The organism is Burkholderia sp. EMB26 (assembly GCF_024730645.1).
Lineage (GTDB): Bacteria > Pseudomonadota > Gammaproteobacteria > Burkholderiales > Burkholderiaceae > Burkholderia > Burkholderia cenocepacia.
In genome coordinates, this window is the sequence record NZ_CP078070.1 from 3,247,041 (window position 1) to 3,269,428 (window position 22,388).

Sequence of the window (22,388 nt, forward strand, 5' to 3'; positions counted from 1 at the left end):
GCCGCCGTCTCCTTCGAATTCACTGCTGCCGAGGGTTCAATGTTCGACCGGATTCGTCCGTATTCGCGTCCCTGGACGCTGCTCGCCGCCGTCGCGCTCGTCGCGTTCAACGCCGGCTGCACGTCCCCGTCCGCGCCATCGGGCGCCGTCGTCCCGGTCACCGCCGCATCGGGCGCGGCCGTCCCGCTGCCGGGCGTTCACGCGCCCGAACTGTCGTCCGGCTGGACGGACAAGTCGGGCTGGACCTCGCAGCATTTCATGATCGCGGCCGCGAACCCGCTCGCGACGCAAGCCGGCTACGACATGCTGAAGGCCGGCGGCACCGCGATCGACGCGGCCATCGCGACGCAGATGGTGCTGGCGCTCGTCGAGCCGCAATCGTCGGGCATCGGCGGCGGCGCGTTCATGCTGTACTTCGACGGCCGTGCAACGCAGGCGTACGACGGCCGCGAAACCGCGCCGGCCGCCGCGACCGACCGGCTGTTCTACGGGCCGACCGGCCAGCCGATGAGCTTCTACGAAGGTGTCGTCGGCGGGCGCTCGGTCGGCACGCCGGGCGTGCTGCGCATGCTCGACGCCGCGCACCGCGCGCACGGCAAGCTGCCGTGGCGCCGGCTGTTCCAGCCCGCCATCCGGCTCGCCGAGCGCGGCTTCACGATCAGCCCGCGGCTCGCGATGCTGATCGCGAACGACAAGTACCTGAAGAACGACCCGGCGGCCCGCGCGTACTTCTACAACGCGGACGGCACCCCGAAGGCCGCCGGCACGGTGCTGAAGAACCCGGCGCTCGCGACCGTGCTGCGCCAGGTCGCCGACCGCGGCGCGAACGCGTTCTACAGCGGCGCGATCGCGCGCGACATCGTCACGAAGGTGCGCAAGCACCCGACCAACCCGGGGCTGCTGTCGCTGCAGGATCTCGCGCGCTACAAGGCGAAGGTCCGCGCGCCGCTGTGCGCCGACTACCGGCGCTCGATCGTGTGCGGGATGCCGCCGCCGTCGTCGGGCGGCCTCGCGATCGCGCAGATGCTCGGCATGCTCGAAGCGATGCCCGACTGGCAGCAGATCGGCGCGCAGAAGCCGGTGCGCAACGACGTCGGCTACGAGCCGACGCCGTTCGCCGCGCACCTGTTCAGCGAAGCCGGGCGCCTCGCGTATGCGGACCGTGCACGCTACGTGGCCGATCCCGATTTCGTGCCGCTGCCGGGCGGCACCTGGGCGAGCCTCACCGACAAGACCTATCTCGCACAGCGCGCGCGGCTGATCGGCGACACCAGCATGGGCGTCGCGCAGGCCGGCACGCCGCAGGGTGCGACGCTCGCGATGGCCGATGACCGCAGCCCCGAATGGCCGTCGACCTCCGACATCGCGATCGTCGACCGCTACGGCCAGGCGCTGTCGATGACGACCAGCATCGAGGACGCGTTCGGCTCGCGGCTGATGGTGCGCGGCTTCATGCTGAACAACCAGCTCACCGATTTCTCGTTCGTGTCGAACGACAACGGCCGGCCGGTCGCGAACCGCGTGCAGCCGGGCAAGCGGCCGCGCTCGGCGATGTCGCCGGAGCTCGTGTTCGACAAGAAGACGAAGCAGGTGACGATGATCGTCGGCTCGGCCGGCGGCCCGGCGATCATCAATCACGTCGCGAAGACGCTGGTCGGCGTGCTCGACTGGGGCATGACGATGCAGCAGGCGATCGCGCTACCGAACTTCGGGTCGATGAACGGGCCGACGCAGCTCGAACGGGGCCGCGTGTCGGACGCGCTCGTGGACGGGTTGAAGGGACGCGGGCACGACGTGCAGATCGTCGAGATGAACTCGGGGCTGCAGGGAATCCAGCGGCTGAACGTGCAGGGGCAGACGGTGTGGTTCGGCGGCGCGGATCCGCGACGCGAAGGGATCGCGATGGGCGATTGAGCGTGAAAGGCGCGGGCGGCGCGTACGCGCCCGTTGCCCGTGCCGTCAGTGTGACGTCACCCTCTCCCCTTCCACGGCACCACCCGCCGCTCGACCCACCGCATCGCGAGATCGAACAGCCACGCGATCGCGCCGATGAGCAGGATGCCCATCACGACGATGTCGGTGCGCAGGAAGCTCGACGCGTTGAGCACCATCTGCCCGAGCCCGGCCGTCGCGGCGACCATCTCGGCCGCGACGAGCGTCGTCCAGCCGAACCCGATCGCGATCCGCAGCCCGGTGAGGATTTCCGGCAGCGCGGCCGGCAGCACGACATGGCGCACGATCTGCGCGAAGCTGCCGCCGAGCGAATACGCGGCGTTGATCTGCTCGACGGTTGCAGCACGCACGCCGGCGCGCGCGGCCATCGCGATCGGCGCGAAGCACGCGAGAAAGATCACGACGAGCTTGGCCGTCTCGTCGATGCCGAACCAGATCACGACGAGCGGCAGATACGCGAGCGGCGGCAGCGGCCGGTAGAACTCCAGCAGCGGATCGAGCACGCCGCGTGCGATGCGGCTCACGCCCATCAGGATGCCGGCCGGCACGCCGATCGCGGTCGCGAGCGCGAACGCGCCGAACACGCGGGCCGCGCTCCACAACAGATGGTCGGACAACGGCAGGCCGCCCTGGATGCGGCCGTGCCACGCATCGACGAACGCGGTCCACACCGCTTCCGGCGCGGGCAGGAACAGCGGCGGCAGCCACTGCAGATGCGTCGCGACCCACCACAGCACGGCCAGCGCCGCGACCGTCGCGGCGCTCAACCCGGCCGTCTTCCCCTGCCCCGGCAACCGGTAACGGCGCGACGACGGCGCACGGCGCTGCGCCGCCCGACGCGGCGTGCGATCGTCCCGTTCGAAATCGGCGGCCGCACGATCGGCCGTCCAAGAATCCTGTGTGCTCATGCTGTCCTGCCTGTGCAAAGTGCTGTTCCGGCCGCGCCCCACGGCCACCCCGTGCCGTGCGAGTTCACTCATCACGCGGGCTCCGCCGCCGCCTCGTCGCGATGCAGGTACGCGATCAACCGCTCGCGCCACGCGATGAAGTCCGGCGACGACTTCACCGCGCGCGCATCGCGCGATTCGACGTAGCGCCGCGCGAACGGCAGCTCGAAGGTTTCGGCAATGCGACCGGGGCCCGGCGTCATCACGATCAGACGCGTCGCGAGGAACAACGCCTCCTCGACGTCGTGCGTGATGAAGAACACCGTCTTGCCGGTGCGCGCCCACACGTCGAGCACGAGCGCCTGCATCGTGCCGCGCGTCATCGCGTCGAGCGCGCCCATCGGCTCGTCCATCAGCAGCACGCGCGGGTCGCTCGCGAGCGCACGCGCGATGCCGACGCGTTGCTGCATCCCGCCCGACAGCTCGTACACGCGCGCACGCGCATGACGCTCGAGGCCGACGAGTGTGAGCATCTCGCGCGCCCGTGCATCGCGTTCGGCCTTCGACACGCGCGCGAAGCGCAGTCCGAGCGCGACGTTGTCGAGCACGTCGAGCCACGGCAGCAGCGCGTATTTCTGGAACACGACGCCGCGATCGGCGCCGGGGCCCGTGACCGGCACGCCGTCGACCCGCACGTCGCCCGTCGTCGGTGCGACGAAGCCGGCCATGCAGTTCAGCAGCGTGGTCTTGCCGCACCCAGACGCGCCGAGCGCGACGACGAATTCACCGGCATCGATGCGCAGGTCGACCTGCGCGAGCGCCTGCGTCGTCGGCCTGCCGCGCTCGCCCGGATAGGCGACCGATACCTGACGAACTTCCAGCGTGCTCATGATCGGGGCTCCGCGATGAGTGGGCTGAATGGCCGCGCTCAGCGCGCGGCCTTCTGCACGAACTGCGGATCGACGCCGGCCGAATAGTCGGACAGCACCGTCTGGATCGTGCCTTGCGATTTGAGGAACGTGGCCGTGGCCGCAAGCGACTTCGCGGCGCCCGATTGCGCGCCGCCGCCGAGCCACGTCGGCGATGCTTGCTCGGCCGCCGTCGGGAACGCGTAGAGCGCGAGGCTGGCCGGCACGTCCTGCGCGTTCGCGCCGGACACCTTCGCCACCGCCGCGACCTGCGGCGAGCCGACCTTCCACGCCGCCGCATGCGCGCGGTAGTCGGCGTCTGCCGCCGCGAGCACCTTCACGAAACGCGTGACGAACTCGGGGTTCTCGCGCGCGAACTTGCGGCTCACGACGAAGCCGTCGAAGGTCGCCTTGCCACTTTCCTTCGCAACCTGGCCGGACGTCGTCAGCACCGTGCCCGACTGCTTGACCTTCGCGAGCACCGGATCCCAGATATAGGTCGCGTCGATGTCGCCGCGCGCCCACGCCGCCGCGACTTCGGGCGGACGCAGGTTGACGATCTTCACGTCGTTCGGATTGACGCCCGCGGCCTGCAGCGCGACGAGCGTATGGAAGTGCGACGTCGACACGAACGGCACGCCGATCTTCTTGCCCTTCAACGCGGCGATGCTGGTCACGCCCGAGCCGTTGCGCGCGACGAGCGCCTCGGCATCGTTGATGTTGTCGAGCACCCAGAACAGCGAAATGTCGAGCCCCTGCGACAGGCCAGCCGCGATCGGGCTCGAGCCGGCTTCGCCGAGCTGCACGGAGCCCGACGCGAGCGCGCGGATCACGTCGGCGCCGCTGTCGAGCTTGCGGAACGTGACCTTGTAGCCGGTCGCCTTTTCGACTTCACCGCTCGCCTGCGCGTAGCGCCACGGCACGACCATGTCCTGGTACGCGATCACGACTTCGCGCGATTCGGCGTGCGCCGCGCCGAGCGCGGCAAAGGCGGTCAGCGCGACGACGGCGCGGCGGATGAAGCTGAAACGGGACATGCGGCTCTCCTTCGGAATGCGGGCATTGCTGCGGGAGAGCCGACTTTACGGGCTTTGCGCGCGGCGGGAGCGAACTTATCCTGCGAAGCTATCGATGCCGTTTCAGCTTTGCTTTCCACGCTGAAATGGATCGCGCGTCCGGTCCGGCGACGATTGTCGTGCGGTGGCGGGTCGTTGCCGCGCGTACCCCCCCGCTCGTCAGTCGATGCAAAGTCTTAGCGAACTTGCAAGACTTCCAAGCTCCACACATTCGCTGTGAAAAATAGATAAACCCGGAAGATTTCTAAAAAATTCGGATTGCAGATTTTTCAGTACCTGTCTGATTGCTGCGCACTATGCCACCATGATAATTCTTCGCCTGTTGCGAAAACAGGTGAGGAGCATGAAACGGTACTTGCTTAAAGTTGGCGACAAGTCGACTACCGGCGGCATCGTCATCGAGGGGGTAGACAGTTGCACGCATCACGGCACAGCCCTGACTTTTGTTGGCGCTCAGGTCGTTTGTAACGCGTGCCGGTCCACGGGTGTGATCGCGGCACAAGGTCCTCGTTGGCCGGATCATTTGATGGGTAAAGAACAGGCGCTTGATGGCGACTTGTGCCTTTGCAAATGCCACCCTCCTCCTGTAATGATCGCTTCCCAAACCGATAGCTTTCATAGCTTCGAGTCTCATAACCTCGCCGAGATGGGATACGGATCTCCAGTGCAATCTCTGACGGAAGAGTATCGAGGCAACTACGATGAGCGCGTCCGCGTACTCGACGCCAATAGTCAACCTGTTTGCAGTTCGCCCTATCACATTCGCACGTCAACAGGGGCAGTCTATAAGGGGCTGACGGACGCCCAAGGTTATTGTCCTCGCGTCTACACGAAAGATGTGTCAAAGCTGGACATTGCAGTCGGCCTGCAAGCTCTGGAGCGGTGGGAGCAATGAGCAGCTTCGTATATCGAACAACGACAAACACTACCGCTGACTCCAAGTATGATGTCCTCGGGCATCACATGCCTGCTCGCATTTTCTTCTTTGTTACTGTTGAAGAAGTCGGAAAGGACGGCATGTTGGTCCGTCGCACGTACAGCACGATCAACGATCCATATCTCAAGCAACTTGAACTCTCACCGCTTGGTGAGATGCGCGAAGTCTATCCAGAGAAATATGGTCTGTGGAGCAAGGGCGGTCCCAAAGCTCCAGGCAGCGTGGTTGAGCACGTGCTGGAATACGACAAGCTAACTTCCTATGCCTCTGCCAGTCGCACCTACCCTGAAGGCGCGGGCAGAATGGCGGGCAAGACTGTGTATGTCGACATCGCCAAAGCCAGGCGAGCAGGAGCGAGGCTCGTGACGACCGACGAAATCGTTCGAGCCATCGATGAATATGCCGCCAAGGCTCGCTCAAAAGACAGGCGGTGGGCGGAACATATCAAACAAAAAGTCCTGGTCATGGACAAGGAGGTTCTGGTTCAACCACGGCCAATGGTGCCCGGTGAAGGTGTGTTCTCGCAGCGTGGTTTGGCTATCAGCCTCGGCATCGTCAAATATGCTCGGGTTGTGCGGGTTGTCGGCCTCGCTTTTACCGGCTATGACCTCTCGGTGGCATCCAATGAATCCATTCGTCTAAAGTCCATTCGTCCTCTGGAAAAGGAAGTCATTCGCCAGGCTGGTGGATGGGCAGGTAGTTGGGCCGGCGCCGTTGCTGGAGCCAGGGTGGGGGCTACAGCGGGTGCGATGGTTGGTATTGAACTTGGGCCTGGTGCCGTAATAACCGGCGCCATCGGTGGCATCGTCTTTGGCGCCATCGGCTATTTCGGCGGTTCTATGCTTGCCGGCCAGATCCCGGATAAATGATGAGGGAGGAGATGTGTCTTTCTTCAAGCGCAAGGTTGAAGAGTTGCAAACGAAGCGTGCGGAGCGGGAAAGTCTGAAGAGTCTGGAAGATGCCTTTGGAAGGTCGCTCGGTGAATTGCAAGCTATTTTCGGCTCAGGCGCGATCGATCTGGAACAGCAGCAACTTCCCACCTATCCCAAGCCGATATATCAAGGCGATGCAGGTATCAATGCTTTTGGTCTGGTTCATCATGTTCAGCCTGGCCAGTTTCCAGCTTTGCTCAATCTCGTGCGGCAAGGCAGGGACGAGGTTGCGTATTTCCATTTCATCCGCGAAGTCGACGGGCAGTCGCTGAGCACCATCATCTCCCCCACATGGAGGTTTGCAGAGCGAGTCGTGCGCTTGCTCTCCAACGATATTGAACTGATTGCGAAGCTCTCGGAACAAGGCTTCCACCCCACCCCGCCGTGGATCGCGTTGTATGAGTTCGGACCGGTTCTGCATATCGGTCGGGGCGACCCTCACTACTGGCTGAACTATGTATGGGACTCGTTCTGGGAAAGCCTGAGCCTGGATGAACAGACGAGCTTTCTGAAAGAAGGAAGGGAAGAGGCTGGCGCCTATATCTCGGCCGAGGACTGGAAACTGTGGATCCAGAGTATCAGAATGCGCGATGCCCGTTTTCGCGAGCTTGAAGACTAAGAGCCCGTGTCCGGTAATGGCACGATGCGACGTGATGGCAGCGCGCTTACCCGATCTGGTCTCTTCAGCTATGGCTGATTCACGTCAATCAGTAACGGATCGCGACACTTTGCCATGACCAGCAGGAGTGTGAAGGCGGAATGACGCAAGATCGACCGAATGCTGACTGCTGCTGGAGGCACTGACGAAATTGTGCTGCGCTAGAAGGCGATGCTTCGCTTCGTCAGGACAGCGAGACAAAGAAATGCATAAAAAAACCCGCAAAGCGGGTCTTTTTATGCGTGGAGTGTCAGCGAGCGATCAGACCACCCCGGCCCCATGCGCCTGCAGATCGGCGTGATAGCTCGAACGCACCATCGCACCGACGGCCGCGTGCGTGAAGCCCATCTTGTACGCTTCTTCCTCGTACATCTTGAACGTATCCGGATGCACGTACGCGCGCACCGGCAGGTGGTGCTCGGACGGCTGCAGGTACTGGCCGATCGTCAGCATGTCGACGTCGTGCGCGCGCAGGTCGCGCATCACCTGCAGGATTTCCTCTTCCGTCTCGCCGAGGCCGACCATCAGGCCCGACTTCGTCGCGACGTCCGGATGCTGCGCCTTGAAGTCCTTCAAGAGCTTCAGCGAATGCGCATAGTCCGAACCCGGGCGCGCTTCCTTGTACAGGCGCGGCACCGTTTCGAGGTTGTGGTTCATCACGTCCGGCGGCGCGGCGTTCAGGATCGAGATCGCGCGGTCGAGACGGCCGCGGAAGTCCGGCGTCAGGATTTCGATGCGCGTGTCCGGCGACTGCTCGCGCACTTCGCGGATGCACTCGACGAAGTGAGCCGCACCGCCGTCGCGCAGGTCGTCGCGGTCGACGCTCGTGATCACCACGTACTTGAGCTTGAGCGCCGCGATCGTGCGCGCGAGGTTCTTCGGTTCGTCGGCGTCGAGCGGATCGGGACGACCGTGGCCGACGTCGCAGAACGGGCAGCGGCGCGTGCACTTGTCGCCCATGATCATGAACGTCGCGGTGCCCTTGCCGAAGCATTCTCCGATGTTCGGGCAGCTCGCCTCCTCGCACACGGTGTGCAGGTTGTGCTCGCGCAGGATCGTCTTGATCTCGTTGAAACGCGAGCTGCCGGTGGCCGCCTTCACGCGAATCCACTCGGGCTTCTTCAGCTTTTCGATCGGAATGACCTTGATCGGGATGCGCGCCGTCTTCGCCTGCGCCTTCTGCTTGGCGGTCGGATCGTAGGCAGGGGTCGCGGCCGTATCGGCCGGTGCGGGAGAAGCGGTAACGTCAGTCATTCGATTGTTCCAGTGCGTGCGGCTTGTCGGCGGCCGCGGATGCGCCGTCGAGGTTGGCGATCAGACGGCGCACCAGCGTGCGGGCGACGTCGTTCCAGTCGGCGGCAACCTCAAGGCTCGCCATGTCGACGGTTTCCAGTCCGGCATAGCCGCACGGGTTGATCGCAAGAAACGGGCGCAGATCCATCTTCACGTTCAGGCTCAGCCCGTGATAGCTGCAGCCGTTACGGATCTTCAGGCCGAGGGCCGCGATTTTCGCGCCCTCGTGCACGCCGGATGCCACGTAGATCCCCGGCGCGCCCGCCTTGCGGACCGAAGCGAGATTATACGCCGCGAGGGTTTCGATCACGGCCTCCTCGATCTTCGTCACGAGCGTGCGCACCATCAGCTTGCGCCGGCGCAGGTCCAGCAACAGGTAGACGACGATCTGGCCGGGGCCGTGGTAAGTGATTTGTCCGCCGCGGTCGACCTTCACGAGCGGCACGCCGCTGTCGGCCACCAGCAGGTGCGCCGGGTCGCCGGCCTGGCCGAGCGTGTAGACGGGCGGATGCTCGACCACCCAGATCTCGTCGCCGGTGTCGGCCGTGCGCGTATCGGTGAACGCGCGCATCGCGTCGAAGCTCGCCTCGTACGCCTCGCTGCCCCGCCAGCGCACGGTGACCGGCTGGACCGGCTGATCCGGGGCTCCGGCGGACGATGCGGAAACGGCGACAGGCGTGGACACGATGGAAACCGGCGAAACGGACATGGGCGGTAGTTTACCGAAAACCCGTGGGTCTCGCCGGCCTGGGGAGGGGGACGGATCGCCGGTATCCGTCGGATGAAATGATGGTCAGACGGTGCGCCAGCCGTCATGGAACAGCGCGCTCACGCGTTGGCGCAGCCGGGTCAGCCCGCCGAGCGCGACTTCCCGCGGCGGCCGCGACACCGAGAACGCGACGCACGCGCCCTCGCGGCCTTCCGCGCTGAGCCACAGCCGCTCGCCGCGGCGCAGCTTCAGCGTCTCGCCGTCGGCCAGGAAGTAGTCGTCGACGTCGTTGCTGCGCGTCGCCCAGACCGGCCCGCACTGGACGACCAGCCGCGTGCTGCGTTGCACCCTCATCGGCACGGTCTCGCCCGGGGGAATTTCGAAGGTGATGCTTGAAGAGATTTCTTGCATGATCGACTCCGCCAATAAGTGCTCCGATGGCTACAATCGTAGTCACTCGAAGGCGTCCGACCAAACGACCAATTTTCACGTCGATGTGAGGAAAATTAGCAAATGGACCTCCGCCAGCTCCCCGCGCTGAACGCGATTCGCGCGTTTGAAGCCGCCGCGCGCCACGAGAACTTCTCGCGCGCCGCCGACGAGCTGTTCGTCACGCACGGCGCGGTCAGCCACCAGGTGCGCGCGCTCGAGGAAGAGCTCGGCGTGCAGCTGTTCACGCGCAACGGCAAGCGGCTGTGCCTGACCGACGCCGGCATGCGGTACGCGCAGCAGATCCGCACCGCGCTGATGGTGATCGCCGACGCGACGCGCGACGTGCGCGCGAGCGACCGCGACCGGCGGCTGGTGGTGTCGATGCTGTCGTCGTTCGCCGCGCGCTTCATCACGCCGCGCATCGGCACGTTCATCGAGCGGCATCCGGAAATCGACGTCGAACTGCAGTCGACCAACTCGCTCACCGATTTCGCGCGCGACGACGTCGATCTGGCGATCCGCTTCGGCTTCGGCAGCTATCCGGGGCTGCACGTGGAGCCGCTGTTCGAGGAAGTGTTCTTTCCGGCGTGCGCGCCGACGCTGAACGGCGGCAAGCTGCCGCAGACGCCCGCCGATCTCGTGCACTACCCGCTGCTGCGCTCGGACGACGAGCTGTGGCGGCCGTGGTTCGACGCGGCCGGGCTCGATACGCTGACCGAGCCGAAACGGGGGATCCTGTACCAGGATTCGTCGAACCTGCTGCTGGCCGCGATCGAGGGCCAGGGCATCGCGCTGGTGCGCCGCTCGCTCGCGGTCCACGACCTGCTCGACGGGCGCATCGTGCGCCTGTTCGACATCGACGGGCCGAGCCCGTGGCACTATTTTTTCGTGTGTCCGCCGCCGCTGCTCAACACGCCGCGCGTGCAGGCGTTCCGGACCTGGTTGTTCGAGGAGGTCGCCGAATACAAGCGGCTGTGCGACGAGCTGGACGCGCGGCGCGCGGCGGGAAAATGCCCCGCCGAGTGCGCGCTGGAGGGAGGATGGAAAGGGATCAGCGGCCGTTTGCGCTGATCCCGGGCCACCGGAACGGCCCCTTAGAGCACGACCTTGACCATCGGATGGCCGGTCAGCGCGCGGTAGATGTTGTCGAGCTGTTCCTGGCTCGTCGCGCGCACGGTGATCGTGAGGCCCGTGTAATTACCGCCGCTCGACGCGCGCTCCTCGATCTTCTCGACGTCGATCTCGTTGTCGTGAACGGCCACGACCTTGAAGATCGTGTCCTTGAACTCGGGGTGCGCCTTGCCCATGATCTTGATCGGGAAATCGCACGGAAACTCCAGCAGCGACTCCTTCCGGGTCTCGATCGCGCCGGTGACCTCGACGGTTTTGGTCGGTTCGCTCATCATTTTCTCCGGGTTAGGTCAAACTGTTCAAACTCGCGTGCCTTCGCACGCTGGTACGCGTCATACAGCGCCGCGAACACGGGGCCCGGCTTGCCGCCCTGCACGGGCAGATCGTCGAGCGACGTCACAGGCAGGATTTCCTTCGTGGCCGACGTCAGCATGATCTCGTCGGCCGAGCGCAGTTCGACCTCGCTGATCTCGCGCGCGACGAACCGGATCCCGCATTCGTCGGCCAGCTGCTCGACCAGCGCGTAGCGGATCCCTTCGAGGATCTTGTTGCTGCGCGGCGGCGCGAACAGTTCGCCGTTCTTCACGATCCACACGTTCGACGACGAGCCTTCCGTCACGTTTTCGTCGCGCAGCTGGATCGTCTCGAACGCATCGCGCTCGGCCGCATGCTGCGCCATCAACACGTTGCCGAGCAGCGAGATCGACTTGATGTCGCAATGCAGCCAGCGACGGTCCTCGGCCGTCACGCAGCGCACGCCCTTCGCGCGCTCCTCTTCCGACGGCAGGCGCAGCGGGCTCGTCATCGCGAACACCGTCGGCACCGCGTTCGCCGGGAACGCGTGGCCGCGCTTCGCGACGCCCCGCGTCACCTGCAGGTAGACGAGCGCGTTGCCGTCGCCGAGGCCTTCGGCGTTCGCCGCGACCACCCGCTCGATCAACGCGCGCCAGCCCGCCGCATCGTGCGGGTTGTCGATGCCGATCTTCTTCAGGCTGCGCGCGAGCCGGTCCAGATGCTGTTCGATCCGGAACGGCACGTGCGCGCCGTCGTGCGCATAAACGGGGACGACTTCATACACGCCGTCGCCGAAGATGAATCCGCGGTCGAGCACCGGCACACGGGCTTCGGACAGCGGCACCAGTTCCTCCTGCGCCGAGACGCTGAGGTAGACGATCGGTTCGAATTCGGCTTGGCTCATGGCTATGACAGATGGGGATGAAGTCGTGAAAACAAAGGCCCGTCGTGCTTACTTCTTCTTGCTGAACATCAGCAGGATCGAGTCCCAGATACGTCCGAAGATACCCGCTTCCGGCACGGCCTGCAGCGCGACGACCGGGAATTCGGACAGCGTCTTGCCGTCGGCGACGATCTTCACGGTGCCGACCTGCTGGCCTTCCGCGAGCGGCGCGATCAGCGGCGCGTTCACGTCGACTTCGGTCTTGACCTTGTCGCCGAGGCCGCGCGGCACGGTCGCCCACTGGTCGCCCTTCACGCCGACCTGCACGGTGTTGTCCTTGCCCTTGTAGATGCGCGGCGTCGAGATCGCCTGGCCGCCCTTGAACAGGCGCACCGAATCGAACGCGCTGTAGCCGTAGTTCAGCATCTTCATGCTGTCCTGCGTGCGGTCGTTTTCCTTCTGCTCGCCCATCATCACCGACACGAGGCGGCGCTGGCCGTCGACACCCGGGATCGCGCGCTTCGCCGATGCGATCAGGCAGAAGCCGGCCGCCTGCGTATGGCCCGTCTTCAGGCCGTCGACCGTCGGGTCGAGCCACAGCAGCCGGTTGCGGTTGCCCTGGCGGATGTTGTTGTACTTGAATTCCTTCTCCGAGAAGATGCCGTAGTACTGCGGAAAATCGCGGATCAGGTGCGCGGACAGCTTCGCGAGGTCGCCGGCCGTCGTGTAGTGGTTCGGGTCGGGCATGCCGTTCACGTCGGCGAAGTGCGTGCCCTTCATGCCGAGACGCGCCGCCTCGTCGTTCATCAGCGTGACGAACTGCCCTTCGCTGCCGCCGACGAGTTCGGCCAGCGCGATCGCGGCATCGTTGCCCGACTGGATGATCATCCCGTACACGAGGTCGTGCACGGACACCGGCTTGTTCGCCTCGATGAACATGCGCGACTCGTCGCGGCCGACGCGGCGCACCGCGTCGCTCGGCGTGACGATCTGCTCCATCGAGATCTTCTTCTTGTCGAGCGCCTCGAACACGAGGTACGCGGTCATCAGCTTCGTCAGCGACGCCGGCTCGACGCGTTCGTCCGCATTGCCCGATGCGAGCACCGTGTTGCTCGTCGCGTCGACGAGCACCCACGAGCGCGCGTTCACGCCCGGCGGCGGCACCGCGCCCGGCATGTAGGTCGCGGGCGCGCCGGTGAACTGCTCGGCGGCCGGCGCCGCATGCGCGGCCTTGGCCTTGGCGGCCGGCTTCGCCTCGGCGACGACGATCGTCGACGCGAGCGCGACGGGCAGCATCACGCCGAGCGCTACGTTGCGCGCGGCGGTGCCGAAGGCGATGGAGGAAGCGAGGGACTTGAGGCCTTGGGAAGACAGACGCATGATCGATTCAGGCTGATGGCAGAAAGTGCGGTGCGAAACGCGCAGGGTTGAACGGCAAGGCGACGGGCGTGTCGGGCACTCGCCCGACACCGTCGGGCGACGCGAAACGCGCCGGTTGGACTCGTGCGGACGCGTTCGGTTCGCGGCCGTCGCGAGCGGGCGGACAGGCGGCGAAACGAGCGCGGCATGGGCCCAGCCGGGCCGCGGGCGACGCGGAATGCGGCCATTATACGTGGCCGCGAACGGCGTTTTCGCGAACCTGGCAGCGGACGCCCGCATACCGGCTGCGAGAGCATAGCGTGGAGACGCGGCGGGCACGTGCGCTCGAAGCCGCGCGAAAGGCATGCGCAGGCGGTGTGCAAGTCGGGTTGCGCCACGATGCCGTAGGCGGCGCACCGCGCTGTGCGGCGCGCTGTCGCGTGAAGTTTCGGGAAGGGTCGCGCATCGTCCGGCCGAGGCCGATGCGCGGTACGGGCCGCCGGCGCCTACGCCGACGCCCGCATGGCGGCTAGCGCCACGCGTCGACGATGATGCGCTTCAGCACGTGCAGCTTGCGATGGAGGAAATGCTCGGCGCCGGGGATCACGACGACGGGCAGCTCCTGCGGCCGCGCCCAGTCGTACACCGATGCGATCGGCACCGTGTCGTCGGTTTCGCCGTGGATCACGAGCGTGTTCTCGGGCACGTCGGCCACTTGCCAGCGGCTCGCGGCCGTGCCGACGAACACCATCCGCTCGATCGTCTCGCCCGCATCGCGCAACCGCTTCGCGACGTGCGACAGCACGAAGGTGCCGAACGAGAAGCCCGCGAGCACGAGCGGCAGGTCCGCATACGCGGGCTGCGCGCGCATGTGCGCGAGCACCGCGAGGAGATCGTCGGCCTCGCCCGTGCCGTTGTCGTGCACGCCTTCGGTCGCGCCGACGCCACGGAAATTCGACCGGTAGACGACGTAGTTCAGCTGCACGAGCGTGCGCGCGAGCGTCTGCGCGACCTTGTTGTCCATCGTGCCGCCGAACAGCGGATGCGGATGCGCGACGAGCGCGATGCCGCGTGGCGCGGCGCCGCCTTCGCGCACGGCGTCGGGCAGGTCGACCGCGATTTCGATCTGGCCGATCGGGCCCGCGATCAGCGATTTCTGCGTATGAACGTTCATTCGGCCGGCCCGCTCAGATCTTCAGGCGGTCGACGACCTTGCCGTCGCGCAGGTGCGATTCGACGATCTCGTCGATGTCGGCCTGATCGACGTACGTGTACCACGTGCCCTCCGGATACACGACCATCACCGGCCCTTCCTCGCAGCGGTCGAGGCAGCCGGCCTTGTTGATGCGGACCTTGCCCGGCCCCGCGAGGCCAAGTTCCTTCACGCGCTTTTTCGCGTATTCCTGCATGGTCTGTGCATCGCATTGCGCGCAGCTCGGACGTTCGGCGCCCGGGTCGCGCTGGTTCAGGCAGAAGAAAACGTGGTGCTGGTAGTAGGAATCCATGATGGTGACGAGCGGCCCGGCACGAGGCCGTGCGGAAAGAGGGGCGATGGATTGCCGTTGCGCGAGGCGGCAACGGAGGATGCGGACGATTATAGCGACCGGCGCACGCGGCTGCCCGCGGCACGGCCGCCGCCGCACGGCCCGGACTGCGGCGTCAGCGGCGCAGCGCGGCCGGCAGCCACGCGTGCTCGACGCGCTGGCCGAGCCAGATCAGCGCCGCGTAGGGCCAGATCCACGCGAGCCAGCGCGCGAGGCTGTTGAAGTGCACGTAGCGCCCCTGCCGCCAGCCCGACAGCGTGAAGTCGAAGAACGGATTGACCGGCAGCAGGTTCACGAGCGCGACGCCGGCCAGCAGCGCGAGCGCCGCGAGCAGCGCGCGCCACGTCGCCGGCACGCGCAAGGCGACGAGCGCCGCCGCGAAGCCGAGCTCGATGCCGAGCCGCGCGCCGGGCGTCGCCCACACGACGACGAGGCCGGTGGCCGACTGCATGAAGGTCGCCGCGGCCTTCAGCACGAGCGTGGCGACCACCAGCGCGACCAGCAGCCGGATGCGCGGCGCGTGCGGGCGCATCGCGAGCGACGCGATCGCCAGCGCGGCGAACAGCATCAGCCCGCCGAGCATGGCTTCCCACGCCGAATCGGACAACCAGCCGTCGACCCGCTCGGGCCATTCGCTGACGCGCCAGGCGGCCGGCAGCCACGCGAGCACCGCGTCCTGCATCGACGCGTCGGCGCGCTCCCACAGCGCGGCCGGCCAGTCGCCGATGCCGAACAGGAACGGCGACGGAAACACGATCGCGAACGGCCACAGCGCGGCGAGCAGCAGCGGCGTCGACCCATCAGCTTCCAGCCACGCGAAGCGCAGCCGGCGCAACACGCCGCGGTCGAGCAGCGCGCCGGTGGCCGGCGCGGCGAGCGCCGCGCCCAGCAGCGCGCCGAACGCGTTGGCGCCGAGATCGAGGTTCGACGCGACACGCGTCGGCAAATAGGTCTGCAGCGCTTCCATCGCGCCCGACAGCAGCACGCCGAGCCCGCCCGCGATCAGCGTCGCGGCCACGCCGCGCCAGCGCGGATGCAGCGCGAGCACGCCGAGCGCGCCGAACGGCAGATAACCGAGCACGTTCGTGACCACGTCGAACGTCGTCACGTAGCGCTGCATCGGCGCGAACAGGTAATCGAACGGGCCGATGCCGAGCGCCGCCCAGCCTTCGAACGGATACAGCGACGCATAGACGATCAGCGCCGCATAGGCGGCAAATGCCTGCCGTGCGAGCGGTGACGCGCGATGCGGGCCCGGCACGTTCATCGCGGCTGCACGGCCTGCGTCACGGCGTGCCCGCGTACGCCTGCACGCCGACCCACGCGGCGATCTGCGACACGAGTTCGTCGCTGGCCGCCGCGAGCGCGCGTGCACCGCCGGCGGCGTCGGGCGTGCTCGACGGCGCGCGCGCGACGAACGTGCGCTGGCCGAGCACCTTGCCGTCGAGCATCAGCGTCGCGCGCGCGGTCACCGCGCCGTGGCTTTGCGACTGGCCGTCGAAGACCTGTTCGAATTCGCTGAGGTCGACCTTGAGGGTCGGCGCACGCACGCCGTCGGCGCCTTCGAGCACCGTGCCACGCGACGACAGCGCGCCGCGCAGCCGCTGCGTGAGCAGTTGCGCGGGCGGCGCGGTCCAGCGGCTGTCGCGATAGACGGCCACGTGCTGCGCATCCGCGTACGCGAGCCGGTACGCGAACTTGTCCGAGTCGAGCGCGTCGGGCGCGGCGACGTCGAGCACCTTCAGCGCGGGGCCCGAACCGGTGGTCGTCACCGACGACGCAGGCCCGAGGTCGTAGCGGATGTTCGACAGCACCGCGTCGTTGCCGGCGCAGCCGGCCGCCAGTGCGAGCGTCAGCACGGCCAGCGCGGCCGCGGCCGGGCGCAGCGCGCGGTCAAGGATTCGTGGCATGGCGTATTCCTGCATGATGTTTCCGGTTTCGATGGGCGTCATGACCCGGCCGTTTCCGGCTGGACCCTCGATGGGTTTTTCACTTCCCGGCCGCGGCACCCGGCCACACGAAGCCCGCTTCGCCGGGCCCCGGCGCCGCGCCGGGCGAACCGAACAACAGACTGCGCGGGTTGCGGCCGAGTTCACCGGCGACGTCCTTCAATTGCCGCGACGCGTCGCCGACGCTGTCGGCCAGCGCATTGAAGCGCGGCAGCGTGTCGTACTGCACGCGCGCATTGAGGCCGTTCAGCGCGACGCCGACCTGCTCGGCGGCCGTGCCGGCCTTGTTCAGGTTCGACACGAGGGGCCCGTTCGGCTGCATCAGCGTGTTCGCCGACGCCATCGCGCGGTTCACCTCGTGCATCGTCTCCGGCAGCGCGGTGACCGCCGGGCCGAGCTGCTTCGTCAGCGTCGCGGCGCCGTCGGCCGCGTGCTGCAGGCTTTCGGCGGTCGCGCGCAACTGCTCGCGCATCTCGGGCGACATCAGCGCGTTCGCGCTCTTCGCGGCCAGCTCGAGCTGCCGCAGCAGCACGTCGCCGCGCTCCTGGATCTGGTCGAACAGGCTCGGCCGCATCGGGATCTGCGCGATCGCCTTCGGCGACGACGGCAGCGGCGACAGATCGCGCCCCGTATCCTCCAACTGCACGAATGCGATGCCCGTCACGCCCTGGAAGCCGAGGCTGCCGTAGGTCGACTGCGTGATCGGCGCGTCGTGATCGACGAGAATGCGGATCCGGATCTGACCCGGATGCGTGCGATCGAAGCCGATCGACTGCACCTTGCCGACGTCGAGGCCGCGAAAGCGCACGGCCGCGTCCGGGAACAGCCCCGTCACGTTGGTGCGCGCGAGCAGGTCGTACGGCACGCGCACGGTGCGGTCGACGTTGAACCAGAACACGGTGCCCGCGATCGCGAGCGTCAGCGCGATCGTGAACAGGCCGGCCCAGAACGCATGTGATTTGTTTTCCATTCGCGGGTTCCTTGCTTCTACAGCTCGACGCTCGACAGCGCCGGTTCGAGGGCCGCCTTCGGCAGCTTCGCGCGCCGCTCGGGCGGCAGCGCCTGCAATGCGCGGCGCCCGCGCAGCCCCAGGAAATATTCGTGGATGAACGGATGGTCGACGTTCGCGGCCTCCTCGACGGGCGCGGCGACCAGCACCTTGCGGTCGGCCAGCACCGCGACGCGCGTCGACAACGCGACCATCGTGTCGAGGTCGTGCGTCACCATCACGACGGTCAGCCCGAGCGTGCGGTGCAGCGTCGCGATCAGCTCGACGAATTCGTCGGACGCCTGCGGATCGAGGCCGGCCGTCGGCTCGTCGAGGAACAGCAGTTCGGGCTCCAGCGCGATCGCGCGCGCGATGCCGACCCGCTTGACCATCCCGCCCGACAGCGCGGCCGGCATCTTCGACGCGTGCTTGCACGGCAGCCCGACCATCTCGAGCTTCAGCATCACGATGTCGTGCAGCAGGTCCGGCGGCACGCGGCCGAGCTCGCGCAGCGGCTGCGCGACGTTGTCGAACACCGTCATCGACGAGAACAGCGCGCCCTGCTGGAACAGCATCCCCGAGCGCGTGCGCATCATCCGCGCGCTGGCGTCGTCGATCGTCGCCGTATCCTCGCCGAACACCTTGATCGTGCCCGACGTCGGCCGCTCCAGGCCGAGGATCTGGCGCACGAGCGTCGTCTTGCCGGAGCCCGAGCCGCCGACGATCGACACGATCTCGCCGCGCCGCACGTCGAAGTCGAGCTTCTGGTGAATGATGTTGCGCCCGTAGCGCTTGGTCAGGTTGCGCACCTCGATCACGAGGTCGCCGGCATCGTCGGCCACTTCGGGCCGGGCGCCGACCGACCCGGCGCCGATGGCCGCGGCATGCGCGGTCGTTTCGTTCGATGCGTTCATCCGAGCCCCACGTTCTGGAACAGGATCGCGAACACCGCGTCGGCGAGGATCACGACCGTGATCGACGACACCACCGACGTGGTCGTGCCTTCGCCGAGGCTCTGCGAGTTCGCCTTGATCCGGAAGCCGAAATGGCACGCGACCAGCGCGATCAGCATGCCGAACACGACGCCCTTGCCGAGGCCGATGTACAGGTTCGCGATCGGCACGACGCCCGGCAGCGAGCGCACGAAGTAATTGACGTCGATGCCGAGCACGAACTTCGCGGCGATCGCGCCGCCCGTCAGCGCGATGATGTTGGTCCACATCACGAGCAGCGGCATCGCGACGCCGAGCGCGAGCACGCGCGGCAGGACCAGCCGCAGCCCGTGCGGGATGCCCATCACGCGCATCGCGTCGAGTTCCTCGGTCACGCGCATCACGCCGATCTGCGCGGTGATCGCCGAGCCCGAGCGGCCCGCGACGAGGATCGCCGACAGCACGGGGCCGAGCTCGCGAATCACCGACAGCCCGAGGATGTTCACGATGTAGCGGTTCGCACCGAACGTCTGCAACTGCTGCGCGGACAGGTAGCTCAGCACGATGCCGATCAGGAACGCGACGAGCGCGGTGATCGGCAGCGCCTGCGCGCCGGCGCTGTAGATGTTCGCCGAGGTTTCCCTCCACGGCATCGTCTGCGGGCGGCGCAGCACCGACAGCGCATCGAGGATCACGAGGCCGAACATCGCGATGCCGCCCTGCAGGTGTTCGCCGAACGAGAAGATCGCCTGGCCGAGCCGCGTGACGGGATCGACGCGCACCACGCGCTCGGGCGCCTCGCGTTCACTGTCGAGCCGCTCGATGCGCTCGAAGATCGTGCGCTGCGTGGCGCTCAGCGCGACGCCGGCCGGCAGCTTGCGGCCCCATACGCGCCACAGCGCCTGGCCGCCGACGTGGTCGAGCCGCTCGATGCCGGACAGATCCCATTCGCTCACGCGCCCGGTGGCGATGCTCGCGACGCGGCGCGCCACGGCGCCGCGATTGCGCGCGAGCGCGAGCGCGGTCCACTGACCGGTCAGGCGCACCGTCTGGCCCTGGCCGCCGACGTCGACCGACAGGCCGGGAGGAGTCTCGAAGTCCAAGGGCAGGTTGTTTGCAAAAGGATGACAGCGGCCATTGTAGCGAACCGCCCGGCGCCGCGACGTGAGGATTTCCGTGTGGGCGGCGAGCTCGGGGCGCGAGCGGGGGCGCGCAGCTGGGGCCGCCGCGCTCGGCGCGCGTGGTCGAGAGCGCCGGGCCGGGGCGCCGGCCGATCGGCCCGAAGCCGCCACGAGCCTGCCCGCCGCCGGCATCGCGACCTTTCATTGTTCCGTCACGTTTCCTTTCGATACTCTCACGCGCCGCACATCAGGCCGTCGGCGCGCCGCGCCGCCATTCGTGCGTATCTCGCGTTTCATAAAACAGAACACCGAACAGGACAACCGATGCGTCTCCCCCCGCTTTCCCGCCGCCACGTACCGGCCGCCGCCGCGCTCGCCAGCCTCGCCTTCGTCCTCGCCGGCTGCGGCGGCGACGACGTCACCGCCACGCCGCCGTCGCAGCCCGAGGCCCAGGCGCCCGTCGGCACGACGGCCACGCTCGCGCTGCTCGAGACGACCGACCTGCACACCAACGTGCTGTCGTACGACTATTTCAAGCTCGCCGCCGACAATTCGCTCGGCTTCGAGCGCGTGTCGACGCTGATCGCGCAGGCGCGCAAGCAGTACCCGAACACGCTGCTGCTCGACAACGGCGACACGATCCAGGGCACCGCGCTGTCGGACTACCAGGCGCTCGTGAAGCCGGTCGGCTGCGACCAGACGCTCGCGATCTACAAGGTGATGAACGCCGCGAAATTCGACGGCGGCGGGATCGGCAACCACGAGTTCAACTACGGGCTGCCGTACCTGTCGCAGGTGACCGGCAACACCTTCGAGGTCGACGGGCTGCCCGCGCCCGCCCAGCAGAAGAAGTGCGCGGGCCCGAACTTCCCGCAGGTGCTCGCGAACGTGATCAGCGCGAAGACCAACGCGCCGCTGTTCACGCCGTACACGATCCTGACGCGCACGGTGACGGCCACGACGCCGGACGGCAAGACGGTCAGCGCGCCCGTGAAGATCGGCATCATCGGCTTCACGCCGCCCGCGATCATGAACTGGGACAAGCGCTGGCTCGACGGCAAGGTCTATACGACCGGGCTGAAGGAAGCGGCCGAGAAGTACATCCCGGAAATGCGCGCGAAGGGCGCCGATCTCGTCGTCGCGATCTCGCACGGCGGCCTCGACAATTCCGCGTATTCGCCGACGATGGAAAACGGCAGCTGGTGGCTGTCGAAGGTGTCCGGCATCGACGCGATGCTGATCGGCCACTCGCACCAGGTGTTCCCGGACGCGAACAGCACCGTGTCGCAGTTCAACCTGCCGGGCGTCGACAAGGTCAAGGGCACCGTCAACGGCGTGCCGACCGTGATGGCCAACTACTGGGGCAAGCATCTCGGCGTGATCAAGCTCGGCCTGAAGTTCGACGGCAAGACGTGGATCGTCGACAAGTCGCAGACGACCGTCGAGGCACGGCCGATCCAGAACGCCGACAAGAGCTACGTCGCGGCCGACCCGTCGGTGTCCGCCGCGATCGCGGCCGAGCACCAGGCGACGATCGACTACGTGAAGACGCCGATCGGCTCGACCGACTACCGGATGAACTCGTACTTCGCGGACGTCGGCGATCCGGGCGCGATCCAGATCGTCAACGAGGCGCAGGCCGACTACGTGAAGACCTACGTGCAGGCGAACCTGCCGCAATACGCGTCGCTGCCGGTGCTGTCGGTCAGCGCGCCGTTCAAGAGCGGCTTCGGCGGCGGTACCGACTACACCGACGTCGCGCCGGGCGCGCTCGCGATCAACAACGCGGCCGACCTGTACCTGTATCCGAACACCGTGTACGCGGTGAAGGTGAGCGGCGCCGACGTGAAGAACTGGCTGGAGACGGCCGCCAAGCGCTTCAACCGGATCGACCCGACCAAGGCGACCGTGCAGCCGCTCGTCAGCACCTTCCCCGGCTACAACTTCGATATGTTCACGTCGGCCGACCTCGCGTATGAAATCGACGTCACGCAGCCGGTCGGCAGCCGGATCAGGAACCTGACGTACAAGGGCGCGCCGATCGACCCGAACGCGCAGTTCATCGTCGCGACCAACAACTACCGCGCGAGCGGCGGCGGCAATTTCCCGGGCCTCGACGGCAGCAAGACGATCTTCGCGTCGCCCGATGCGAACCGCGACGTGCTGATCGCGTTCATCAAGAAGCGCGGCGCGATCACGCGTGCGGCCGACGGCGCGCAACGCAGCTGGCGCTTCACGAAACTCGCGAGCTCGGTCGCGCACGTGCAGTTCGCGTCCGCGCCGAACCGCCTCGGCGACGCGGCGGCGGCCGGCCTGACCGGCATCACGCAGGTCGCGGCCGACGACGGCTCGGGCAAGAACCTCGCGACCTACGAGATCGACCTCACGCAATGAGACACGCG

At 67.0% G+C, this 22,388-nt stretch carries 22 protein-coding genes; 6 read left to right on the forward strand and 16 right to left on the reverse strand.

Translation table 11 applies throughout. The features are described from left to right. The first annotated feature begins 39 nt into the window (after positions 1 to 39). Positions 40 to 1,914: a gamma-glutamyltransferase gene (gene ggt, locus KU887_RS15300; RefSeq protein WP_034201325.1), complete on the forward strand. Its 1,875-nt coding sequence runs from the start codon at positions 40 to 42 to the stop codon at positions 1,912 to 1,914. 56 nt (positions 1,915 to 1,970) lie between these two features. Here the strand turns inward: ggt and KU887_RS15305 are convergent, their stop codons facing one another. Genes KU887_RS15305 through tauA form a run of 3 tightly spaced genes read right to left on the reverse strand, consistent with a single transcriptional unit; the run spans position 1,971 to position 4,785 of the window. Then, positions 1,971 to 2,933, reverse strand: a complete 963-nt coding sequence (locus KU887_RS15305) for an ABC transporter permease subunit (protein ID WP_059723985.1) — start codon at positions 2,931 to 2,933, stop codon at positions 1,971 to 1,973. Beyond that, positions 2,933 to 3,730: a taurine ABC transporter ATP-binding protein gene (locus tag KU887_RS15310; RefSeq protein WP_048986825.1), complete on the reverse strand. Its 798-nt coding sequence runs from the start codon at positions 3,728 to 3,730 to the stop codon at positions 2,933 to 2,935. The genes KU887_RS15305 and KU887_RS15310 overlap by 1 nt, the downstream gene beginning before the upstream one ends. A 38-nt stretch (positions 3,731 to 3,768) precedes the next feature. Beyond that, positions 3,769 to 4,785 (reverse strand): taurine ABC transporter substrate-binding protein, encoded by a 1,017-nt coding sequence (tauA, locus tag KU887_RS15315; protein ID WP_006485234.1) that lies wholly within the window; start codon positions 4,783 to 4,785, stop codon positions 3,769 to 3,771. A 382-nt stretch (positions 4,786 to 5,167) separates the two neighbouring features. Here tauA and KU887_RS15320 point away from each other — a divergent pair, with 382 nt between their 5' ends. The 3 genes from KU887_RS15320 to KU887_RS15330 are packed head-to-tail and all read left to right on the forward strand — an operon-like array spanning position 5,168 to position 7,312. Continuing rightward, complete coding sequence (locus KU887_RS15320) at positions 5,168 to 5,719, forward strand: PAAR domain-containing protein (protein ID WP_258250465.1); 552 nt, start codon at positions 5,168 to 5,170, stop codon at positions 5,717 to 5,719. Further along, complete coding sequence (locus KU887_RS15325) at positions 5,716 to 6,630, forward strand: glycine zipper family protein (RefSeq protein ID WP_258250466.1); 915 nt, start codon at positions 5,716 to 5,718, stop codon at positions 6,628 to 6,630. Before KU887_RS15320 ends, KU887_RS15325 begins: the two co-directional genes overlap by 4 nt. Before the next feature lie 13 nt (positions 6,631 to 6,643). After that, positions 6,644 to 7,312 (forward strand): hypothetical protein, encoded by a 669-nt coding sequence (locus KU887_RS15330; protein ID WP_258250467.1) that lies wholly within the window; start codon positions 6,644 to 6,646, stop codon positions 7,310 to 7,312. Between the two features lie 300 nt (positions 7,313 to 7,612). On the opposite strand, the gene lipA is transcribed toward KU887_RS15330, so the two are convergent. From lipA to KU887_RS15345, 3 genes are all read right to left on the reverse strand, one after another. Continuing rightward, positions 7,613 to 8,605 carry a lipoyl synthase gene (lipA, locus tag KU887_RS15335; RefSeq protein WP_006485242.1) on the reverse strand — a complete coding sequence of 331 codons (993 nt, stop codon included), beginning with the start codon at positions 8,603 to 8,605 and terminating at the stop codon, positions 7,613 to 7,615. After that, positions 8,598 to 9,353: a lipoyl(octanoyl) transferase LipB gene (lipB, locus tag KU887_RS15340; RefSeq protein WP_006499068.1), complete on the reverse strand. Its 756-nt coding sequence runs from the start codon at positions 9,351 to 9,353 to the stop codon at positions 8,598 to 8,600. Before lipB ends, lipA begins: the two co-directional genes overlap by 8 nt. A gap of 84 nt (positions 9,354 to 9,437) precedes the next feature. Next, the gene (locus tag KU887_RS15345) at positions 9,438 to 9,764 is read right to left on the reverse strand and encodes a DUF2917 domain-containing protein (protein WP_006485239.1); all 327 of its coding nucleotides are present in this window, start codon (positions 9,762 to 9,764) and stop codon (positions 9,438 to 9,440) included. 102 nt (positions 9,765 to 9,866) lie between these two features. Between KU887_RS15345 and KU887_RS15350 the strand changes: the two genes are divergently transcribed. Then, the gene (locus tag KU887_RS15350) at positions 9,867 to 10,856 is read left to right on the forward strand and encodes a transcriptional regulator GcvA (protein ID WP_006485238.1); all 990 of its coding nucleotides are present in this window, start codon (positions 9,867 to 9,869) and stop codon (positions 10,854 to 10,856) included. 23 nt (positions 10,857 to 10,879) lie between these two features. On the opposite strand, the gene KU887_RS15355 is transcribed toward KU887_RS15350, so the two are convergent. The 10 genes from KU887_RS15355 to KU887_RS15400 all read right to left on the reverse strand — a co-directional run bounded on the left by KU887_RS15355 (position 10,880) and on the right by KU887_RS15400 (position 19,968). Next, positions 10,880 to 11,188 (reverse strand): YbeD family protein, encoded by a 309-nt coding sequence (locus KU887_RS15355; RefSeq protein ID WP_011546305.1) that lies wholly within the window; start codon positions 11,186 to 11,188, stop codon positions 10,880 to 10,882. Continuing rightward, positions 11,188 to 12,114, reverse strand: coding sequence for a D-amino acid aminotransferase (locus KU887_RS15360; protein WP_006485237.1), 927 nt, complete (start codon positions 12,112 to 12,114; stop codon positions 11,188 to 11,190). Before KU887_RS15360 ends, KU887_RS15355 begins: the two co-directional genes overlap by 1 nt. A 48-nt stretch (positions 12,115 to 12,162) precedes the next feature. Continuing rightward, positions 12,163 to 13,473 (reverse strand): D-alanyl-D-alanine carboxypeptidase family protein, encoded by a 1,311-nt coding sequence (locus KU887_RS15365; protein WP_006485243.1) that lies wholly within the window; start codon positions 13,471 to 13,473, stop codon positions 12,163 to 12,165. Between the two features lie 508 nt (positions 13,474 to 13,981). Next, positions 13,982 to 14,626 carry an alpha/beta hydrolase gene (locus KU887_RS15370; protein ID WP_006485236.1) on the reverse strand — a complete coding sequence of 215 codons (645 nt, stop codon included), beginning with the start codon at positions 14,624 to 14,626 and terminating at the stop codon, positions 13,982 to 13,984. 13 nt (positions 14,627 to 14,639) lie between these two features. Beyond that, complete coding sequence (locus KU887_RS15375) at positions 14,640 to 14,957, reverse strand: ferredoxin (RefSeq protein ID WP_006485233.1); 318 nt, start codon at positions 14,955 to 14,957, stop codon at positions 14,640 to 14,642. 154 nt (positions 14,958 to 15,111) lie between these two features. Beyond that, positions 15,112 to 16,263: a VanZ family protein gene (locus tag KU887_RS15380; RefSeq protein WP_034201321.1), complete on the reverse strand. Its 1,152-nt coding sequence runs from the start codon at positions 16,261 to 16,263 to the stop codon at positions 15,112 to 15,114. 19 nt (positions 16,264 to 16,282) lie between these two features. Continuing rightward, a complete protein-coding gene (locus tag KU887_RS15385) occupies positions 16,283 to 16,906 on the reverse strand; it encodes an ABC-type transport auxiliary lipoprotein family protein (RefSeq protein WP_011546311.1) in 624 nt (207 codons plus the stop codon). A gap of 79 nt (positions 16,907 to 16,985) precedes the next feature. Further along, positions 16,986 to 17,915 carry an MlaD family protein gene (locus KU887_RS15390; RefSeq protein ID WP_006481551.1) on the reverse strand — a complete coding sequence of 310 codons (930 nt, stop codon included), beginning with the start codon at positions 17,913 to 17,915 and terminating at the stop codon, positions 16,986 to 16,988. Positions 17,916 to 17,932: 17 nt separating this feature from the next. Continuing rightward, positions 17,933 to 18,847, reverse strand: coding sequence for an ABC transporter ATP-binding protein (locus tag KU887_RS15395; protein WP_034201320.1), 915 nt, complete (start codon positions 18,845 to 18,847; stop codon positions 17,933 to 17,935). Continuing rightward, positions 18,844 to 19,968, reverse strand: coding sequence for an ABC transporter permease (locus tag KU887_RS15400; protein WP_012492376.1), 1,125 nt, complete (start codon positions 19,966 to 19,968; stop codon positions 18,844 to 18,846). Before KU887_RS15400 ends, KU887_RS15395 begins: the two co-directional genes overlap by 4 nt. Positions 19,969 to 20,310: 342 nt before the next feature. On the opposite strand from KU887_RS15400, the gene KU887_RS15405 reads away from it, so the two are divergent. Continuing rightward, entirely contained in the window at positions 20,311 to 22,380 is a 2,070-nt protein-coding gene (locus KU887_RS15405; RefSeq protein WP_058901841.1) for a bifunctional 2',3'-cyclic-nucleotide 2'-phosphodiesterase/3'-nucleotidase, read from the forward strand. Positions 22,381 to 22,388: the final 8 nt, after the last annotated feature.

Coding starts and splice junctions, on each gene's coding strand:
- ggt (WP_034201325.1), top strand. CDS start 40: ATGTTCGACCGGATTCGTCCGTATTCGCGTCCCTGGACGCTGCTCGCC.
- KU887_RS15305 (WP_059723985.1), bottom strand. CDS start 2,933: ATGAGTGAACTCGCACGGCACGGGGTGGCCGTGGGGCGCGGCCGGAAC.
- KU887_RS15310 (WP_048986825.1), bottom strand. CDS start 3,730: ATGAGCACGCTGGAAGTTCGTCAGGTATCGGTCGCCTATCCGGGCGAG.
- tauA (WP_006485234.1), bottom strand. CDS start 4,785: ATGTCCCGTTTCAGCTTCATCCGCCGCGCCGTCGTCGCGCTGACCGCC.
- KU887_RS15320 (WP_258250465.1), top strand. CDS start 5,168: ATGAAACGGTACTTGCTTAAAGTTGGCGACAAGTCGACTACCGGCGGC.
- KU887_RS15325 (WP_258250466.1), top strand. CDS start 5,716: ATGAGCAGCTTCGTATATCGAACAACGACAAACACTACCGCTGACTCC.
- lipA (WP_006485242.1), bottom strand. CDS start 8,605: ATGACTGACGTTACCGCTTCTCCCGCACCGGCCGATACGGCCGCGACC.
- lipB (WP_006499068.1), bottom strand. CDS start 9,353: ATGTCCGTTTCGCCGGTTTCCATCGTGTCCACGCCTGTCGCCGTTTCC.
- KU887_RS15345 (WP_006485239.1), bottom strand. CDS start 9,764: ATGCAAGAAATCTCTTCAAGCATCACCTTCGAAATTCCCCCGGGCGAG.
- KU887_RS15350 (WP_006485238.1), top strand. CDS start 9,867: ATGGACCTCCGCCAGCTCCCCGCGCTGAACGCGATTCGCGCGTTTGAA.
- KU887_RS15355 (WP_011546305.1), bottom strand. CDS start 11,188: ATGAGCGAACCGACCAAAACCGTCGAGGTCACCGGCGCGATCGAGACC.
- KU887_RS15360 (WP_006485237.1), bottom strand. CDS start 12,114: ATGAGCCAAGCCGAATTCGAACCGATCGTCTACCTCAGCGTCTCGGCG.
- KU887_RS15365 (WP_006485243.1), bottom strand. CDS start 13,473: ATGCGTCTGTCTTCCCAAGGCCTCAAGTCCCTCGCTTCCTCCATCGCC.
- KU887_RS15370 (WP_006485236.1), bottom strand. CDS start 14,626: ATGAACGTTCATACGCAGAAATCGCTGATCGCGGGCCCGATCGGCCAG.
- KU887_RS15375 (WP_006485233.1), bottom strand. CDS start 14,957: ATGGATTCCTACTACCAGCACCACGTTTTCTTCTGCCTGAACCAGCGC.
- KU887_RS15380 (WP_034201321.1), bottom strand. CDS start 16,263: ATGAACGTGCCGGGCCCGCATCGCGCGTCACCGCTCGCACGGCAGGCA.
- KU887_RS15385 (WP_011546311.1), bottom strand. CDS start 16,906: ATGCCACGAATCCTTGACCGCGCGCTGCGCCCGGCCGCGGCCGCGCTG.
- KU887_RS15390 (WP_006481551.1), bottom strand. CDS start 17,915: ATGGAAAACAAATCACATGCGTTCTGGGCCGGCCTGTTCACGATCGCG.
- KU887_RS15395 (WP_034201320.1), bottom strand. CDS start 18,847: ATGAACGCATCGAACGAAACGACCGCGCATGCCGCGGCCATCGGCGCC.
- KU887_RS15405 (WP_058901841.1), top strand. CDS start 20,311: ATGCGTCTCCCCCCGCTTTCCCGCCGCCACGTACCGGCCGCCGCCGCG.